General features: G+C 67.1%; 15 protein-coding genes. 10 read left to right on the top strand and 5 right to left on the bottom strand.

Translation table 11 applies throughout. The annotated features are described in order from the left end of the window. Positions 1–62: 62 nt before the first annotated feature. From O0880_RS12955 to lpxO, 4 genes are all read right to left on the bottom strand, one after another. Positions 63–254 carry a hypothetical protein gene (locus O0880_RS12955; RefSeq protein WP_198043925.1) on the bottom strand — a complete coding sequence of 64 codons (192 nt, stop codon included), beginning with the start codon at positions 252–254 and terminating at the stop codon, positions 63–65. Next, positions 251–883 (bottom strand): carbonic anhydrase, encoded by a 633-nt coding sequence (locus O0880_RS12950; protein ID WP_099664103.1) that lies wholly within the window; start codon positions 881–883, stop codon positions 251–253. Before O0880_RS12950 ends, O0880_RS12955 begins: the two co-directional genes overlap by 4 nt. 69 nt (positions 884–952) lie before the next feature. Beyond that, on the bottom strand, positions 953–1348 hold the full coding sequence (locus tag O0880_RS12945; RefSeq protein WP_289886813.1) for a DUF6331 family protein: 396 nt from the start codon (positions 1346–1348) through the stop codon (positions 953–955). Between the two features lie 130 nt (positions 1349–1478). Then, complete coding sequence (lpxO, locus tag O0880_RS12940) at positions 1479–2378, bottom strand: lipid A hydroxylase LpxO (RefSeq protein ID WP_046685160.1); 900 nt, start codon at positions 2376–2378, stop codon at positions 1479–1481. 142 nt (positions 2379–2520) lie between these two features. Between lpxO and O0880_RS12935 the strand changes: the two genes are divergently transcribed. The 3 genes from O0880_RS12935 (at position 2521) to O0880_RS12925 (ending at position 5421) form a co-directional block, all read left to right on the top strand. Continuing rightward, positions 2521–2955, top strand: coding sequence for a hotdog fold thioesterase (locus O0880_RS12935; protein ID WP_289886812.1), 435 nt, complete (start codon positions 2521–2523; stop codon positions 2953–2955). Positions 2956–3222: 267 nt separating this feature from the next. Next, a complete protein-coding gene (locus O0880_RS12930) occupies positions 3223–4803 on the top strand; it encodes a methyl-accepting chemotaxis protein (protein WP_289886811.1) in 1581 nt (526 codons plus the stop codon). Positions 4804–4884: 81 nt separating this feature from the next. Beyond that, entirely contained in the window at positions 4885–5421 is a 537-nt protein-coding gene (locus O0880_RS12925; protein WP_289886810.1) for a CPBP family glutamic-type intramembrane protease, read from the top strand. On the opposite strand, the gene O0880_RS12920 is transcribed toward O0880_RS12925, so the two are convergent. After that, a complete protein-coding gene (locus tag O0880_RS12920) occupies positions 5403–6902 on the bottom strand; it encodes an MFS transporter (protein WP_289886809.1) in 1500 nt (499 codons plus the stop codon). The two genes, O0880_RS12925 and O0880_RS12920, sit on opposite strands and share 19 nt — an antisense overlap. 110 nt (positions 6903–7012) lie before the next feature. Between O0880_RS12920 and O0880_RS12915 the strand changes: the two genes are divergently transcribed. From O0880_RS12915 to O0880_RS12885, 7 genes are all read left to right on the top strand, one after another. Further along, a complete protein-coding gene (locus tag O0880_RS12915; protein ID WP_289886808.1) occupies positions 7013–7906 on the top strand; it encodes a LysR family transcriptional regulator in 894 nt (297 codons plus the stop codon). Then, positions 7903–8547: a DUF6000 family protein gene (locus O0880_RS12910; protein WP_289886807.1), complete on the top strand. Its 645-nt coding sequence runs from the start codon at positions 7903–7905 to the stop codon at positions 8545–8547. The genes O0880_RS12915 and O0880_RS12910 overlap by 4 nt, the downstream gene beginning before the upstream one ends. 339 nt (positions 8548–8886) lie before the next feature. Then, on the top strand, positions 8887–11067 hold the full coding sequence (locus O0880_RS12905) for a calcium-binding protein (RefSeq protein WP_289886806.1): 2181 nt from the start codon (positions 8887–8889) through the stop codon (positions 11065–11067). Further along, the gene (locus O0880_RS12900; RefSeq protein ID WP_289886805.1) at positions 11064–11924 is read left to right on the top strand and encodes a calcium-binding protein; all 861 of its coding nucleotides are present in this window, start codon (positions 11064–11066) and stop codon (positions 11922–11924) included. Before O0880_RS12905 ends, O0880_RS12900 begins: the two co-directional genes overlap by 4 nt. An 89-nt stretch (positions 11925–12013) precedes the next feature. After that, positions 12014–14209 (top strand): type I secretion system permease/ATPase, encoded by a 2196-nt coding sequence (locus tag O0880_RS12895; RefSeq protein ID WP_289886804.1) that lies wholly within the window; start codon positions 12014–12016, stop codon positions 14207–14209. Next, entirely contained in the window at positions 14206–15549 is a 1344-nt protein-coding gene (locus O0880_RS12890; protein ID WP_289886803.1) for an HlyD family type I secretion periplasmic adaptor subunit, read from the top strand. The genes O0880_RS12895 and O0880_RS12890 overlap by 4 nt, the downstream gene beginning before the upstream one ends. Next, the gene (locus tag O0880_RS12885) at positions 15539–16987 is read left to right on the top strand and encodes a TolC family protein (RefSeq protein WP_289886802.1); all 1449 of its coding nucleotides are present in this window, start codon (positions 15539–15541) and stop codon (positions 16985–16987) included. Before O0880_RS12890 ends, O0880_RS12885 begins: the two co-directional genes overlap by 11 nt. Positions 16988–17043: the final 56 nt, after the last annotated feature.

Here is a 17043-nt window from a genome sequence, read left to right as displayed (position 1 = left end):
GAGTCGCTTGAATACCGTCACCTTGGACCTTCCCGCACCGGCAAGGTCAAGCCCCTTTCTGATCAGCGCGACGCCAGCTTGCGCACGAAATCGCTGGTTTTGCCATCCCACAGGCATTTCCGGCAGTGGCCCGCCTCGAACTCGTGCTCGCACCGCGGATAGCCATACAGCGCATGCGCGCAGGCGGGACACAGGCTGGCCATGGCCGAGGCTGCGCCACGGTAGGCGCTGCCGCATTCGTCGCAGGTCGTCACAGCTTCGATGCCGGGTGTTCCGCCAGCGGGACGAACTGGCCCGTAGATTCGTCGAGCGCGTCCAGCGAACCGTTTTCGATGTCATACACCCAGCCATGCAGGGTCAGGCGCTTTTGCGTGATGCCCAGGGCCACCGAGGGATGGGTGCGGATGTTATTGAGTTGCGCGACCACATTGGCGCGCACCATGCCATCGATGCGGTCCTGTTCCGTTGCATGCTCGATGGATTCATTGATCATGCGCGCCGCATCCGAGTGCCGCAGCCAGTTCTTGACGGCCGGCATGTGATCGAGGCAGGTGCAGGTGGCGATGGCTTTCATGGCGCCACAGTCGGAATGGCCGCAAATGACGATGTCGGTCACGTTCAGGGCCGCCACGGCAAATTCGACGGACGCGCTCACGCCTCCCGGTTCGGGGCCGAACGAGGGCACGATGTTGCCCGCGTTGCGGATCACGAACAGTTCGCCCGGTTCCCGCTGCGTCACCAGCTCGGGCACCATCCTGCTGTCGGAGCAGGAAATGAACAATGCCTTCGGCGTCTGTCCCGTTGCCAGTGTCTTGAACAACTCTCGGCGTTCGGGAAAGACTTCCTTCTGGAATCGTAAAAATCCGGCAATGATGTCGCGCATAAATAGAAGGGGAAAGTGGTGTAAGCCGATATTATCGCCGATTTGCCGGCGCCGATGCAGGCGCCGCCGTCAAACCGGGCTGGCATGGCCGGCGATGCGGCTTGCGATATGCTCAAGCAGGCGCAGGAAGACGCGGCTGTCGCACGCGTTGTTCATTCTGTTGCTCAGGACGACGCCGCTGGCGATGGCTGCCACGGCGTTCCTGGCCGACGCGCACGCTGCCAGCAATGGCGCCTGATCCAGCCCGGGCAGCGCCGCGTCGATGGCGTCGCGCGTGAAATCGAAGGCGTCGAAACCGCAGCAGCCGGCCACGCAATGGCTTTCCAGGCGGTCGATCAGCGGCCCCAGCCCTGCGAGGTGGGCATCGATGTCCACGGCCTGGCCATAGCGTGCCTCGATACTGATGTGTTCGATCCATTCATCATCGTCGATCTGGAGATCGTACTGGCGGTCGCGTTCGGTCATTTTTCTAGTCTCGCTTTCAAGGTGCTGATTCCGGACAGGTGCACGGCACTGTAACGCATGGGGCGGCGATAGCGATGCACAATAAAAAAACCGCCCGAAGGCGGTTTTGATCAAAGCAGCCATGCCGCAACTAGATAAAGTAAATCAGCGCGATGATGCCCACGACCAGCGCCACGCGGGTGACCTGGTAAGCCGTCTTGTTCCACGCCTTGAAGCGGCGGCGGTACTGGCCCATGGTCCAGGAGATCTGGAACAGCTTGCTGACGCCGCCGACCTGGTCGCCCAGTTCGTTGGGCGAGGCGGCGGCCGTCATCAGGGTGCGGCCCAGCCAGCGGTTCAGCCCTTGCGCCCAGCGGTAGCGCATCGGGCGTTCGATGTCGCAGAACAGGATGATGCGGTCGCTGTCGGCATCATTGCGGGCCCAGTGGATATACGTTTCATCGAACATCACGGCCTGGCCGTCGCGCCAGCTGTGGCGTTCGCCATCGACGTCGATGAAGCAGCGGTCGTCGTTCGGCGTCTGCAAGCCCAGGTGGTAGCGCAGCGAGCCGGCGAACGGGTCGCGGTGCGGGTTGAGCTTGCCGCCCTGCGGCAGTTCCGCGAACATGGCGGCCTTGATCGAGGGGATCGATTGCAGCAGCGCATAGGTTTGCGGGCACATCTGTTGCGCCGACGGGTGGTTGGCGTCATACCATTTCAGGTAGAAGCGCTTCCAGCCATACTTGAAGAAGGAGTTGAAGCCCACGTCGTTGTTCTTTTCGGCCGCCTTGATCTTTTTCATTTCCTGCATGCGCAGCGCTTCATCGCGGATGATTTGCCAGTTCTGCTGCAGCGGCGCCAGTTCCGGAAATTGCTCGACGGACAGGTATGGCGTGGCCGGCACCTTGGAAAAGGTGTGCATGAACAGGTTCAGCGGCGCCATGAACGAGGAGTGATCGAAGATCTGGCGGCGGAACGGCAGGCGCACCTTGCCACGAAAATGAATATGTAAAACGGAAAACACAAAAATGCCCAGCAAGGCCCACTTCATACACAACCTCGTTTTTTAAGAATGGGGCAATTATAACCAGTTAATGACATCGCCACCCCGCACCCAGGTGAAGGAATCATGAAGCGGCGCGCGCGCCGTCGCTGCCCTACAATAGCTTCATTTCATCACTGAAGGAATAGCAATGGAAATCTGGCACGCAGCGCTCGACCTGGCCTCCCTCAACGCGGCCAGCGAAGGCACGGCCATGCGCCACCTGGGCATCGTCTTCACGGCCTTCGGCCCCGACTGGATCGAGGCGACCATGCCCGTCGACCACCGCACCATGCAGCCGTTCAAGCTGCTGCATGGCGGCGCTTCCGTGCTGCTGGCCGAAACCCTGGGCAGCATGGCCGCAAATGCCTGCCTCGACGGGCGCCGGCAGGTGAGCGTGGGACAGGAAATCAACGCCAACCACGTGCGCGGCGTGCGCGGCGGCCATGTGACGGGGCGCGCCACGCCCATCCACCGGGGGCGCACGAGCCAGGTCTGGGAGATCCGCATCGTCGACGATGACGGCAAACTGTGCTGCATCTCGCGCATCACCATGGCCGTCATCGACGCCCCTGGCGCGGGCTGATATTGTCGTTATTGACATGCGTCAAGGCACTAAAAGTGAACGCGTGGAATTATAAATAACGCTGTTCGCTTATAATTCAGTGCGCTTATGTGCCGCGCGGGGTGGCCCGCGTGCATACACATTGCCCGAAATAGAAGCTGACTGCCCAAAAAACGCCAGTTAGATACCCATCCTGCGCCATGCAGGAAAGGCAACACGACGGCGAACAGGCATTACCGGTTCTAGCGGAACCGGCAACATTCAACTTTTAACAGGGCATTCACAACAATGAAGTCATTCAATCGCTTGACGATAGGCGCGCGCCTGAGCGCGGGCTTTGCCGCGCTGGTCATCCTGATGCTGGTGCTGGCCGCCTTCGCGCTGCTGCGCATCGGCGCCATCGCCGACGCCATGGACGCGCAGGAAAGAGTCCAGCAAGAAAAACTCGAACCGCTGTACGTGGCGCGCGAAGCGCTCGACCAGACGGGCCTGGCGGCGCGCAACGCGTATATCTTCCACGACCAGGCAGCCGCCGAGAAAGAGCTGGCCATCCTCGACAGCCAGAAGGCGCTGTACCTGGAAGCGCTGGCCACGCTGGCGCCGAAATTCGCCGGCGATGCGCAGTTCGAGAAAGTCAGCGCCGGCTTGAAAACCATGGCGCAGGAACTGCAGCGTCCGCGCAAGTTCCGCGCGGCGGGGCAGATGGAGCAGTACGGCACCTTCCTCGTCGAGGAGTGCAGCCCCCTGCGGCGCCAGATCGTGGCCGACATCGATGCCGTCCTGAAAAGCGTGCAGCGCGAATCGGAGCAGGCCAGCGCGGCCGCGCGCGCCATCTATGGCCAGTCGCTGCGCTGGATCGGCGTGCTGGCCGCGCTCAGCGTGCTCATCTGCATCGCGGTGGCCACCGTCATCACGCGCGGCCTGCTGCGCCAGCTGGGCGGCGAACCGGCGTATGCGGCCGCCATCGCCGGGCGCATCGCCCTGGGCGAGCTGGCCATCGACGTGCACACGCGCCACGGCGACGACAGCAGCCTGCTGTTTGCGATCAAGACCATGCGCGACAACCTGGCCGCCATCGTCGGCAAGGTGCGCCACGGCACGGAAAGCATCGCCACGGCCTCGACCGAGATCGCCTCGGGCAACCGCGACCTGTCGCAACGCACGGAGCAGCAGGCCGGTTCGCTGGAAGAAGTGGCGTCGTCGATGGAAGAACTGATTTCCACCGTGCGCCAGAATGCAGACAATGCGCAGCAGGCGAACCGCCTGGCGCGCGACGCCTCCACCGTGTCGGAACAGGGCGGCAAGGCCGTGGCCGAAGTGGTGCACACGATGGGCCTGATCAATGCCTCGTCGAACAAGATCGTCGACATCATCGGCGTCATCGACAGCATCGCCTTCCAGACGAATATCCTGGCGCTGAACGCGGCCGTGGAAGCGGCGCGCGCGGGCGAGCAGGGGCGCGGCTTCGCCGTCGTCGCCACCGAGGTGCGCAACCTGGCGCAACGCTCGAGCGCCGCGGCGCGCGAAATCAAGGTGCTGATCGACGATTCCGTCAGCAAGGTGGGCACGGGCACCCTGCTCGTCGAGCAGGCGGGCGCCACCATGCACGAGGTGGTGGCCGGCATCGGCCGGGTCAGCGGCATCATGGCCGAGATCAGCCACGCCACGCAGGAGCAGGGCGCCGGCATCGAGCAGGTCAACCGCGCCATCGTCGACATGGACAGGGTGACCCAGCAAAACGCGGCTCTGGTGGAACAGGCGGCGGCCGCCGCGCAGGAATTGCAGCAGCAGGCGGCGCAGCTGGAGCAGGAAGTGGGCATCTTCAAGCTGGCCAAGGCGGCCAACAGCCCCTTGCGCCTGACCGCCTGACGTCCCGCCGTGCAGTGGCGCGGCGCGCCAAGCGCCATATTCCGCGCTACAATGAGAGCTGGATCACCGCCAGGACATCTCATGCAAGTGCACAGCAGCCACGATGTTTCCAGCCCGGATGACGACCCGCCGGCGCCGCCCGTGCTGCACCAGGCCTTGGCCGGCCTCGGCTGGGGCTTGCTGACGTGCGTGCTGTGCTTTGCCATCCTGTTCCTCACCAAATGGCTGCTGCCGCCCGTATACTGGGGCGCGCACACGGGCCTGGCCAAGTTCAAGCGCGAAATGTCGCTGCCCCTGCTGGTGTTCTGGGTGGTCATCTATTCGCCCATCCTGGAAACCTTCCTCGGCCAGCTGCTGCCGCTGGAAATCCTCAGGCGCCTGGGCGCCAGCCGCCAGCTGAGCATCGCTGCCGGCGCCATCCTGTGGGGCGTCGTGCACTACATCAGCGGCGGCTTGCTGCACGCCATCGTCGCGCTGGGTTCGGGCGCCATGTTCAGCTTTGTCTACCTGCGCTACCGCGCCCCGGGCGTGGCCGCCGCCTACACGACGACGGCCTTTTCGCGCGCCTGCAATAACATCGCCATCCTCATTGCCGTGTTTTACGGCCTCGACGCCTGAGCCGCTTCCTTCCTGAACAAATACAGCAGCAGCGCGGCCAGGGCCACGGCCAGGCCAGCCAACAGCCGCAGCAGGTGGCGGAAGGCGTCGTCATAGCTGGCCCGCAGCAAGGCTTGGTGGCCAGGCAACAGTTGCGCCGCCTGCTGCAGGTCGCCCAGCGCGGCGCGGCTGGCGGCCGCCAGCAAGGGCAGCCCGGCCGGCAACTGGCGCGCCAGTGCCGCCCCGATCAGGCCGGCCAGCACGGCGCCGGCCACGGCCAGCGCCACGCCGTCGGCGCTGATGCGCACCGTGTTGAAGATGCCGGTCGCCATGCCGGCCCCCTGCGCTTCCACCGCGCTCAGGGCCATGCCATCCATCAAGCCCCACGGCAAGCCGATGCCGATGCCGACCAGCAGCAATGGCCAGGCCAGCGCCGCGCCGCTGCCGGTGCCCAGCACCTGCGCCAGCCAGGCCAGCGCGACGGCCACCAGCAGCAGTCCCGCCGCGCACAGGGTGCCGGCCTTGAACCAGCGCAACAGCAGCGCCGCCAGCACGGGCACGACCAGCAGCGGCGCGGCCAGCGCGATCATCAGGCGGCCCGCCGCCAGCGCCGAGACGCCATCGATGCCGATGAAACGCCCCGGCAGCATGACGATGAGCACGATGAACAAAAAAGCGGGCGAGGCGGCCAGCACTTGCACGCCGACAAAGCGGCGCTGGCGGAACAGCCGCAAGTCCAGCATCGCTTGCCGCGCCTTGCCTTCGATCACGATGAAGCCCCAGAACAGCAGCCCGGCCAGGGCCAGCGGCAGCAGCACGGCCGCGCTGCGCCAGCCGTGTTCGGGCGCCAGCAGCGTGCCCACCGTCAGCAAGGCCAGCGCGGCGCTGAAACTGATGGCGCCTGGCCAGTCCAGGCGGCCACCGGCCTGCGGCGCATCGGCCGGCACGCTGGCCGCCACCAGCAGCGCGCCGATGGCGCCCAGCAAGGCCGTCGCGTAAAAGATGGCGGGCCAGCGGGCCAGCTCCAGCATGGCGCCGGTCGCCAGCGGGCCGAACGCGAGGCCCAGGCCGAAAGTCGTGCCCAGCAAGCTCATCACGCGGTTGCGCGCGGCACCCCGGAACAGGGGCGCCAGCGAGGACATGGCGGCGGCAAACGCGGCCGCGCCGCCGAGTCCCTGCACGCCGCGCAGCACGGCGATCCACGCCACCGTGGGCGCCCAGGCGATGGCCAGGGTCGCCACACAGAACAGCGCCAGCCCGCTGAGCCATACGCGCCGGCGCCCCAGCACGTCCGTCAGGCTGCCGGCCACCATCATGGCGCTGCCATAACTGAGGATATACGCGTTGATGACCCAGTTCAGGGCCGAGGCGCTGCCGTGCAATTCGGCGCTGAGCGCGGGCAGCACGACGGCCGGGCCCGTGAAACACAGGGGGATGAGCAAGCCCGTCAGGCAGGCGGCCAGCACTTGCAGGGTCAGCATCAGCTTGGAAGAAAAGGGCATGGACAGCAACTCGAAAAGAAGGAGGGACGAGTATGGCGTGCCGCCGATTAAAGAAAAACAGGCTAAACTGACGAACATATCGGACAAATTTGTCTTCAATAAGGCGTGATATGGATAGTCTGGGCGGCATCGCCATGTTCGTGCAGGTGGCCGACAGCGGCAGTTTCTCGGCCACGGGCCGATTGCTGGGCCTGTCGTCATCGGCCGTCGGCAAGAGCGTGGCGCGCATGGAGGCGCGGCTCGGCGCGCGCCTGTTCCAGCGCAGCACGCGCCACCTGGCGCTGACGGACGAGGGTGAAAAATTTCTCGCGCGCTGCAAGCGCATCCTGGCCGAGGTGGCAGCGGCCGAGCGCGAACTGGGCGAATCCACCGGCGCGCCGAGCGGACGCCTGCGCATCAGCCTGCCGCGCTACAGCGGCTTGTTCGAGCCCGTCATCGCCGCCTTCATGCTGGCCTATCCCGCCATCGAACTCGACCTCGATTTTTCCGATGCGCTCGTCAACATCGTCAGCGACGGCTTTGACGCCGCCGTGCGCACGGGCGAGCTCGACGATTCGGGCTTGACGCGGCGCAAACTGTGCACGTTTCGCCGCCTGCTCGTGGCCTCGCCAGCGTACCTGGCGCGCCATGGCCAGCCTGGCCATCCGGCCGACCTGGCGCAGCACCAGCGCCTGCACTACCGTTTTCCCGCCACGGGGCGGCTGGAACAGTGGCCGTTGACGATGGAAGGCACGCCGCCGGCGCCGGGCATGGTCTGCAACAGCGTGGAAATGCGCGTCCACCTGGCCGTGCAGGGACAGGGTATCGCCTACCTGCCCGCGTTTGCCGTGCAGCGCGAACTGGCGGCGGGGCAGTTGATCAGCCTGCTCAATGAGCACACGCAGCAGCAAACGGGCTTCTGGCTGCTGTGGCCCGCCAGCCGCCACATGCCGCCGCGCCTGCGCGTGTTCATCGACTTCCTGGTAGAACAATTTCAGAACCGTACTTTTGGAGCCTGGCCTTGAGCGACGATCCGCGCCTCACCGACTTGCAGCGTCACGTGGCGGGCGCCACCGTGCGCCACGCGCATCCGTTCGGCGATGCTTCAGCCATGCCGCTACCGCCGCTGACGCCGGCGCTGCGCGACGACTGGGTGCGGCCCCTGTACATGGGTTTGCACCAGCCGCAGGCGCAGGCGTGCGCGCACCGGCTGGCGCAGGCCGACGACGCCGTCATTGCGCGCCTGCTGGGCCAGTTCGACTGGCGCAGCCGCACGGCGGGCGCCTACCTGGCCGCATTGAAGGAGCGGCCCGCCTTCACGGCGCAGCTGGGCGGCCTGCTGCTGGCCAGCGAGGTGTGCTATGCGGGCAGCGCCTACTGCCTGGCGCTGGCCGCATTCGACACGCCGGACAGCCGCGCCTACCTGCACCGCTATCTCGCACATTATTTGCGCCAGCCGCAGCTGCACTTTGATCAGGCGCAGGCGATGGCCGCCATCGCCTATCTTGACGACAAGAACGGCACCGACGCGGCGGCGCGGCATGCGCCAGCCTGGGCCGATTTCACGGCCAGCCGGCCGGGCCTGGCGCTGGATGAGGCGCTCGCGGCATTTACATCCCGCATGGCCACCTTGCGGGCCTTGCAGGCCGCAGCGCCTGGCAAGTAAGCAGCCCGCTTCCTTCTCCCCCGCGTCGCCGCCGTGCCCCGGCCCGGCCGCACAGGCGGGCCCGGCATTGCCATTCCTGCCACTCCTGCCATTCCCCGTCCACCTGCGTGCAGTGTGACATTTGCATGACAAATAACAGTGTTTCTTGCGTCCGAACGTCAGTAGGGGGTGCATGCGAGGCGACGCTCAACCGCGCGCCGTCCATGCGCCGAAAGTGCCGGACCGTTGAAGGTGCACGCTGGACTGCAAGTGGCGGCGGCCGGGACTTTTGCCTTGCATGTCAGCTTGCGCCGACATATTCCATCATGGTTTTGACGTTTAACGACAGGAAACTGCAACATGACTCAACAATCTGCATCGCAAACTTCCACCGCTGCGGGTGACGGCGTGTCCGCCCTCGAGGCTTACCTGAACAGTATCGCGGCGGCCCCGCAGCGCTACACCGGCACGCCGAACGCGGACGTGCTCAACGGCTCCACGGGCGCCGACGTGCTCGAAGGCCTGGCCGGCGACGACACGTATTACGTCAACCACAGCGGCGACGTGATCGTCGAGCTGGCCAACGGCGGCACCGATACCGTGTATACCAGCGTCAATTACACGGTGGCCGACAACGTTGAAAATGTACGTCTCACGGCCGCCGGCCTGACGGTGACTGGCAGCGCCAACACCAATAACTTCTTTTATGTCGACGTGGCCGGCGGCAATGTACTCGATGGCGGCGGCACGGGCAACTCGGTCAATTACCTCGGTTCCAGCGTGGGCGTGACGGCGAGCCTGGTGGCGGTGAATGGCGCCCCGACGGCGACGGCGGGCAGCGATGTGCTCGTCAATTTCAGCAACGTCGTCGGCAGCAAGTTCGACGACGTGCTGACCGGTAACGAGCTCAGGAACTCCCTCGTCGGCGGTTATGGCAACGATACCTTACGCGGTGGCAAGGGCGACGACTTGCTGGCCGGCATGCAGGGCGACGATACCTATATCTTTGCCCGCGGCGATGGCGCCGACTCCATTGCAGAGGTGGAGGAGGCGGGCAGCCGCAATGTCGTTTCCTTCCTGGCCGGCGTCGGCGCCGACCAGCTGTGGTTCCGCCAGGTGGGCACGACCCTGGAAGTAAGCACCATCGGCACCACCGACAAGATCACCGTCAACGGCTGGTATGCGGGAACGGGGCTGCGCATCCAGGAATTCCGCACGGCCGACGGCCGCGTGCTGCTGGGGCGCGACGTGCAAAACCTGGTGCAGGCGATGGCGGGCCTGACGCCGCCAGCAGCCGGCCAGCTGACCCTGCCGGCCAACATCGCCGCCATCCTGGCGCCGGCGCTGGCGCAGAACTGGCGCACGGAGGGCCCGAACCAGCCCAGCAATGGCGCCTATGTCGGCACGGCAAACCCGGACATCATCAAGGGCACGGCCGGCGCCGACGTGATGGCGGGCCTGGCCGGCGACGACATCTATTACGTCAACCATGGCGGCGACGTCGTCATCGAGCAGGCCGGCGGCGGCCGCGACACGGTGTATACGACGGTCGATTACTCCCTGGCCAGCCACATCGAAGAGGTGCATCTCAGCGCGGCCGGCCTGACGGTGACGGGCAATGGCAACGACAACGTATTCCACGTCGATGTCGCCGGCGGCAATGTGCTGCGCGGCATCGGAACGAACGTTTCGGCCACCTATGCGGGTGCCAGGGCCGGTGTGACGGCCAGCATGATCTCCAGCAACGATAACCCCGCGCCACGCCCGGGCAGCGATGTGCTGCTCAACATCGGCCGCGTGGAAGGCAGCGCCTATGATGATGTGCTGTTCGGCAACGAACTGTCCAACACCCTGTCTGGCGGACTCGGCAACGACACCTTGCAAGGCGGCAAGGGCGATGACGTGCTCGTTGGCGGCCTCGGCGACGATACCTATGTCTTTGCGCGCGGCGACGGCGCCGACATCATCGCCGAAGCGTCCGCCGACGCCAATTACGACGCCATCGCCTTCCTGGCCGGCGTGAATGTCGACCAGCTGTGGTTCCGCCAGGTGGGCGCGGACCTGGAAGTGAGCACCATTGGCACCACGGACAAGATCACCATCCGCTCGTGGAACGCGGCCGTGCCGAACATCGAGGAATTCCGCACGGCCGCCGGCCACGTCATGCGCGGCGTCGACGTGCAGCTGCTGGTGCAGGCGATGGCGAACCTGACGCCACCGCCGCTGGGCCAGCTGACCCTGCCGGCCGGCACGGCCGCCGCCCTGGCGCCCGCGCTGGCCCAGGCCTGGCACTTCAACGGCCCCACGCAACCGACCGGACAGCACTTTGTCGGCACGACGGGCGCCGATGTCATCAACGGCACGGCCGGCGCCGACCTGCTGGAAGGCCTGGGCGGCGACGACACGTATTACGTCAACCACGGCGGCGACTTCATCGTCGAGCGGGGCAATGGCGGCAGCGATACCGTGTACACCAGCGTCAACTACAAGGTGGCAGACAACGTCGAGATCGTACGCCTGAACGCGGCCGGCCTGACGTGACGGGCAGCGCCTACACGAGCAATATGTTTTATGTGGAAACCGCTGGCGGCAACGTGCTCGACGGCGGTGGCGCCGGCAACACGCTCAATTACGCCAGCGCCACGACAGGCGTGACGGCCGCCTTCGCACCGGTCGGCGGCCCCATGGTTGGGCGTCCGGGCGCCGACGTGCTGGCCAATTTCAATATTGTCATCGGCAGCAAATTCGATGACGTGCTCATCGGCAATGAGATCAAGAACATCCTGGCTGGCGGCCTCGGCAACGACACCTTGCAGGGCGGCAAGGGCGACGATACGCTCGCTGGCGCGCTGGGCAACGATACCTATATCTTTGGCCGCGGCGACGGCGCCGACATCATCGCCGAGGTGGTGGAGGCGGGCAGCCACGACGTCGTATCCTTCCTGGCCGGCGTCAGTGCCGAACAGCTGTGGTTCCGCCAGGCGGGCGCGCACCTGGAAGTGAGCACCATCGGCACCACGGACAAGATCACCGTGAACAACTGGTATGCGGACACGCCGGTGCGCATCGAGGAATTCCGCATGGCCGATGGCCGCGTCTTGCTGGGCTCCAATGTGCAAAACCTCGTGCAGGCCATGGCGGGCCTGACGCCGCCGCCGGCCGGCCAGCTGACCTTGCCTGCCGGCACGGCTGCCAGCCTGGCGCCGGCCATGGCGCAGAACTGGCGCGTCCCTCAGCAAGCGCTTGCCGCCAGCCAGGGCGGTTACGGCGCCTTGCAAGCCGATTCCGCGCAGCTGGTGCAGGCGATGGCCGGTTTTGCCGTGCCGGCGTCGGCCTTGGCGCACTGGCAGGCCCAGGGCGGCGCTGCCACGCAGATCCAGCTGGCGGCGGCGCACTGATAGCGTGAGCAGCTAGCTTCACCATCACGCAGCCAGGCCGGGGTCGCATGCCCGGCCTGGCTGCGCCATAGACTTTTTGATATCGCCCGATGACCGCACTCCCATACCGCAACGATACGCCGCACGCCCCAGCCACCGCAACCGCCGAGACAGGCGCGCCGCCCGACACGGGCTTGCTGTCGCTGCTGCTGATGGCCAGCCTGCACGGCGTCGCCGCCGACGGCGCGCAGCTCCGGCATGCCTTTGGCCAGACCGTGTTCACGCGGCAAACCATCGTGCTGGCCGCCAGGCAGCTGGGCTTGACGGCCAGGCTGGTGCGCCAGGCGCCCGAACGGCTGGCGCAGGCGCCGCTGCCGGCCATCGCCATCGATACGGCCGGCCGTTTCTTTATCCTTGGTAAGGTCGACACGGGCGATGACGGCGTGAGCAAGGTGCTGATCCAGCATCCGGGCCAGCCGCCGCAAATCCTCGGCCGCGACGCATTCCTCGCCGCCTGGACGGGCGAACTGATCTTTTTCACCAGCAAGGCCAGTTATGCCGGCGAGACGGCCCGCTTCGACTTCAGCTGGTTCATCCCCGCCATCGTCAAATACCGCAGGCTGCTGGGCGAAGTGCTGCTGATTTCCTTCGTGCTGCAGCTGATCGGCCTGGCCACGCCCCTGTTTTTCCAGGTGGTGATGGACAAGGTGCTGGTCAACCACGCCATGCAGACCTTGCACGTGGTGGCCATCGGCCTTGTCTGCGCCATCGTCTTCGAAGCCGTGCTCGGCGCCATCCGCACCTATGTTTTCGCGCGCACCAGCAGCAAGATCGACGTGGAACTGGGCGCGCGCCTGTTCCGCCACCTGCTGGCCTTGCCGATCGCCTACTTCCAGGCGCGCCGCGTGGGCGATTCCGTGGCCCGCATCCACGAACTGGAAAACATCCGCTCCTTTTTGACCGGCAACGCCATGACCCTGGTGCTGGACGTGCTGTTTTCCTTCATCTTCATCGCCGCCATGCTGTGGTACAGCGCCACCCTGAGCGTCGTCGTGCTGGCCTCGATTCCCGTTTACGCGGCGCTGTCGATGCTGCTCACGCCCATCCTGCGCGCGCGCCTGAACGATAAATTCAACCGCAGCGCGGAAAACCAGTCTTTCCTCGTCGAAACGATCAGCGGCGTCGACACGGTCAAGGCCATGGCCGTCGAGCCGCGCTGGCAGCAGCAGTGGGAAAAACAGCTGGCCGGCTATGTCTCGGCGGGCCTGTCGGCCAACCACATCGGCATGCTGGCCGGCGGCGGCGTCACCCTCGTCAGCAAGCTGGTGACGGCATCCATCATGTGGTGGGGCGCCATCCTCGTCATCGACGGCAAGATGACGGTGGGCGAACTGGTCGCCTTCAACATGCTGGCCGGGCAGGTGGCGTCGCCGATTTTGCGCCTGGCGCAGCTGTGGAACGACTTCCAGCAGGTGGGCATCTCCATGAGCCGCCTGGGCGACATCCTCAACGCCCGCACGGAAGCGGGCAGCCAGAAGGCGCGCATGCCGCGCATCGCCGGCGCCATCGAATTCCAGCAGGTGGGTTTCCGCTACCGGCCCGACGCGGCCGAAGTGCTGCGCGATGTGTCGCTGCGCATCGCGCCGGGCGAGGTGATCGGCATCGTCGGGCGTTCCGGTTCCGGCAAGAGCACCCTGACGCGGCTGGCGCAGCGCCTCTACCTCCCCGAGCGGGGCAAGGTGCTGGTCGACGGGCAGGATATCGCCGTCATCGACACGGCCTCGCTGCGGCGCCAGATCGGCGTGGTGCTGCAGGAAAACATACTGTTCAACCGCTCCGTGCGCGACAACATCGCCCTCAGCGACCCGGCGCTGCCGATGGAAACCGTCATCGCCGTGGCGAAACTGGCGGGCGCCCACGAGTTCATCTGCGAGTTGCCAGAAGGCTATGACACCATCGTGGGCGAGCACGGCACGGGCCTGTCGGGCGGCCAGCGCCAGCGCATCGCCATCGCCCGCGCCCTCATCGCCAATCCTCGCATCCTGATTTTCGACGAAGCCACGAGCGCGCTCGACTACGAATCGGAAAAGATCATCCAGGACAATATGCGCGGCATCTGCGCCGGGCGCACCGTGCTGATCATCGCCCACCGCCTGTCGGCCGTGCGCGAGGCGCACCGCATCGTCGTCATGGAGCGGGGCCAGGTGGCCGAGGTGGGCAGCCACGACGCGCTGCTGGCGCAGCCGGGCGGCATCTACGCCCATCTGTACAGCCTGCAGCAGGGCGCGGCGGGGAGCGCAGCATGAGCGCCGGCCACCGTTTCGCCGCGTATGGCGACCTGCTGCACCGCTACGGCCAGGTGTTGCGGCATTGCTGGCGCATCCGCGCCTCGCTGGGCGGCCCCGTGCTGAGCGAGGACGAGGCGGCCTTTTTGCCGGCCGCGCTGGCGCTGCAGGAGCGGCCCGTGTCGCCGTCGCTGCGCATCACGGCGCGCGTGCTGATGCTGCTCGTCGCCTGCGTCGTGCTGTGGGCCGTCTTCGGCCGGGTCGACATCATCGTCAATGCGGCCGGCAAGGTCATTCCTTCCGGCAATACCAAGACCATCGCCTCCGTCGATGTGGCGGCCGTGCGCGCCCTGCATGTGCAGGAAGGCCAGGCCGTGCAGGCGGGCGAGCTGCTGATTGAGCTCGACAGCCGTGGCCCCGACGCCGAGCGCGACAAGGCGGCAGGCGACGCCGTGGCGGCCGCGCTGCAGGTGGCGCGCTCGCGCGCGCTGATCGCCGCCATCGGCACGCTGACGCCGCCGGTGCTGGGACCGCTCAAGGATATCCCCGCCGCCGACCGCGCGGCCGCGCAGGCGCACGTGGATGGCCAGTACGCGAGCTTCCGCGCCAGGCTCGCCCACCTCGACGGTGAAATCGCCCGCTACGCCCAGGCGCTGCCGCTGGCCACGCAGCGCGCCGGCGATTACCAGGCGCTGGCCCAGGCGCGCGACGTGTCCGAACACGCGTGGCTGGACAAGGAACAGGCGCGCATCGAGCTGGCCGGCCAGCTGGCATCGGCCCGCAGCGAACGCGCGGCCCTGCTGGCGCAAACGAGGAAAGACGCGTACGACGCGCTGACGGAGGGCGCGCGGGTGGCGGCCGCCAGCGGCCAGGATGCGCGCCGCGCCGGCGCCCGCGGCAGCCTGCTGCGCCTGACGGCGCCCGTCGACGGCACGGTGCAGCAGCTCAAGGTGCATACCCTGGGCGGCGTGGTGCCGGCCGCGCAGGCGCTGATGCAGATCGTGCCGCGCGCCAGCACGCTGGAAATCGACGCCGTGCTGGACAACCGCGACGTCGGCTTCGTCCAGGCGGGGCAGGCGGTCGCCATCAAGGTCGACGCCTTCGACTACACGAAATACGGCACCGTGCCGGCCGTCGTCAAGAGCGTCTCGCGCGACGCCATCGAGGATGAGAAGAAGGGCCTCGTGTATGCGGTGAAGATCAGCGTGCGGCAGCCGGCCATCGTCATCGACGGCAGGCGCGTGCCGCTGTCAGCCGGCATGGCGGTGCGGGCCGAGATCCGGACGGGGACGAGGAGGGTGATCGAATACGTGCTCTCGCCGCTGGTGCGGCACCAGAAGGAGGCCCTGCATGAACGCTAGAGACCGCGCCATGGCCATCGCCGCCGGCTTGCTTTTCAGCGCCGTTTCGGTACAGGCCGGCGATTTCCCCGGGCAGCCGGACGACCCGCTGCGCGCGCAGCCGGCCGTGCCGGCGGGCGGCTTGCCGCTGCCGGGCGACCTGGGCGTGGCGCCGTGTCCGCCCGCCTACGACGCGGCCGCGCCGCTGACCCTGCCGGCGGCCGTCGACCTGGCCCTGTGCCACAACGCGCAGGTGCACGGCGCCTGGGCCGGCATCAAGCTGCAGGCGGCCAGCCTGGGCGAGGCCAGGGCCGCCTACCTGCCCACCGTGAACGGGGGAGTGAGCCGCGTGCATGACCGCACGGCCTATCCCGGTTCACGCACGGGCGCCAGCAGCTTGAGCAGCAATACCGGCTCGCTGAGCCTGTCCTGGCGCCTGTTCGATTTCGGCGGCCGCGCGGCGGGCCAGCGTGCGGCCGGCGCGCTGCTCGATGCCGCCCTGGCCAACCGCGACGCGGTGCTGCAACGGACGCTGGCAGCCGTGATCGGCGCCTATTTCGATGCGCAGACGGCGCTGGCCGGCGTGCGCGTGCGGCAGGAATACCAGGCCCTGGCCGAGGAAACGGTGGCGGCCACGCAGCGTCGGGCGCAGCGCGGGCTGGGTTCCCACAGCGACACCCTGCAGGCGACGAGCGCCCTGGCCAAGGCGACGCTGGGCGCCAGCCGCGCCGATGGCGATTACCGCAAGGCCAGGGCAGTCCTCGTCTACACGCTCGGTTTGCCGGCCAGCACGAACGTGGTGCTGAACGAGGAGGCGGATGCCGGCGGCGCGACGGCGGGACTGCGCGACGACTTGCACGCCTGGCTGACGATGGCCCGGCAGCGGCATCCGGCCATCGTCGCGGCGCAGGCGCGCCTGCAGGCGGCGCGCGAACGGGTGGCCATCGCGCGCTCCGAGGGCCGCCCCAGCATCGACCTGACGGCGAATATCTACCAGAATGGCCGTCCGAACCAGGGCTTGTCGCCGGCCTCGACGCGCGAAACGCTGGTCGGCGTGTCGCTGAACATTCCGCTGTTCGACGGTTTTGCGCGCAACTACAAGGTGCGCGGCGCGCTGGCGCAGGCCGAGCAAAGCCAGGCCGAGGCCGAGGAAGCGCAGCAGCAGACTCTGATGGACCTCGTCAAGGCGCATGCGGAAGCCGGCACGGCGCTGGGGAACCTGGCGGCGGCGCAGGCGTGGCAGGACGCGGCGCAGGAAGCGCTGGCCAGCGTGCAGCGCAAGTTCGGCCTCGGTGCGGCCGACATCCTGGAAATGCTGGCCACGCAGTCCGCGCTGCTCGAGGCGCGGCAGGAGCGCGTCCGTTGCCAGGCGGAATGGCGCGCGTCCCGGCTGCGGCTGCTGGCCAGCGCCGGCATCCTGGGGCGCGACGCCATCGCGGGCCGGGATGCGCCGCACTAGCCATCCCGGGGCGGCTAGTGCGCGCCACGACGGTGTGAAAATGTCTATATTGAGGC

It is taken from the genome of Janthinobacterium sp. SUN118 (genome assembly GCF_030397695.1).
Taxonomy (GTDB): domain Bacteria; phylum Pseudomonadota; class Gammaproteobacteria; order Burkholderiales; family Burkholderiaceae_D; genus Janthinobacterium.
Note: the sequence above shows the minus strand (reverse complement) of the source record. Positions and strands in the feature narration are given on the sequence as shown.

Coding starts and splice junctions, on each gene's coding strand:
- O0880_RS12950 (WP_099664103.1), bottom strand. CDS start 883: ATGCGCGACATCATTGCCGGATTTTTACGATTCCAGAAGGAAGTCTTT.
- O0880_RS12945 (WP_289886813.1), bottom strand. CDS start 1,348: ATGACCGAACGCGACCGCCAGTACGATCTCCAGATCGACGATGATGAA.
- lpxO (WP_046685160.1), bottom strand. CDS start 2,378: ATGAAGTGGGCCTTGCTGGGCATTTTTGTGTTTTCCGTTTTACATATT.
- O0880_RS12935 (WP_289886812.1), top strand. CDS start 2,521: ATGGAAATCTGGCACGCAGCGCTCGACCTGGCCTCCCTCAACGCGGCC.
- O0880_RS12930 (WP_289886811.1), top strand. CDS start 3,223: ATGAAGTCATTCAATCGCTTGACGATAGGCGCGCGCCTGAGCGCGGGC.
- O0880_RS12925 (WP_289886810.1), top strand. CDS start 4,885: ATGCAAGTGCACAGCAGCCACGATGTTTCCAGCCCGGATGACGACCCG.
- O0880_RS12920 (WP_289886809.1), bottom strand. CDS start 6,902: ATGCCCTTTTCTTCCAAGCTGATGCTGACCCTGCAAGTGCTGGCCGCC.
- O0880_RS12915 (WP_289886808.1), top strand. CDS start 7,013: ATGGATAGTCTGGGCGGCATCGCCATGTTCGTGCAGGTGGCCGACAGC.
- O0880_RS12905 (WP_289886806.1), top strand. CDS start 8,887: ATGACTCAACAATCTGCATCGCAAACTTCCACCGCTGCGGGTGACGGC.
- O0880_RS12895 (WP_289886804.1), top strand. CDS start 12,014: ATGACCGCACTCCCATACCGCAACGATACGCCGCACGCCCCAGCCACC.
- O0880_RS12890 (WP_289886803.1), top strand. CDS start 14,206: ATGAGCGCCGGCCACCGTTTCGCCGCGTATGGCGACCTGCTGCACCGC.
- O0880_RS12885 (WP_289886802.1), top strand. CDS start 15,539: ATGAACGCTAGAGACCGCGCCATGGCCATCGCCGCCGGCTTGCTTTTC.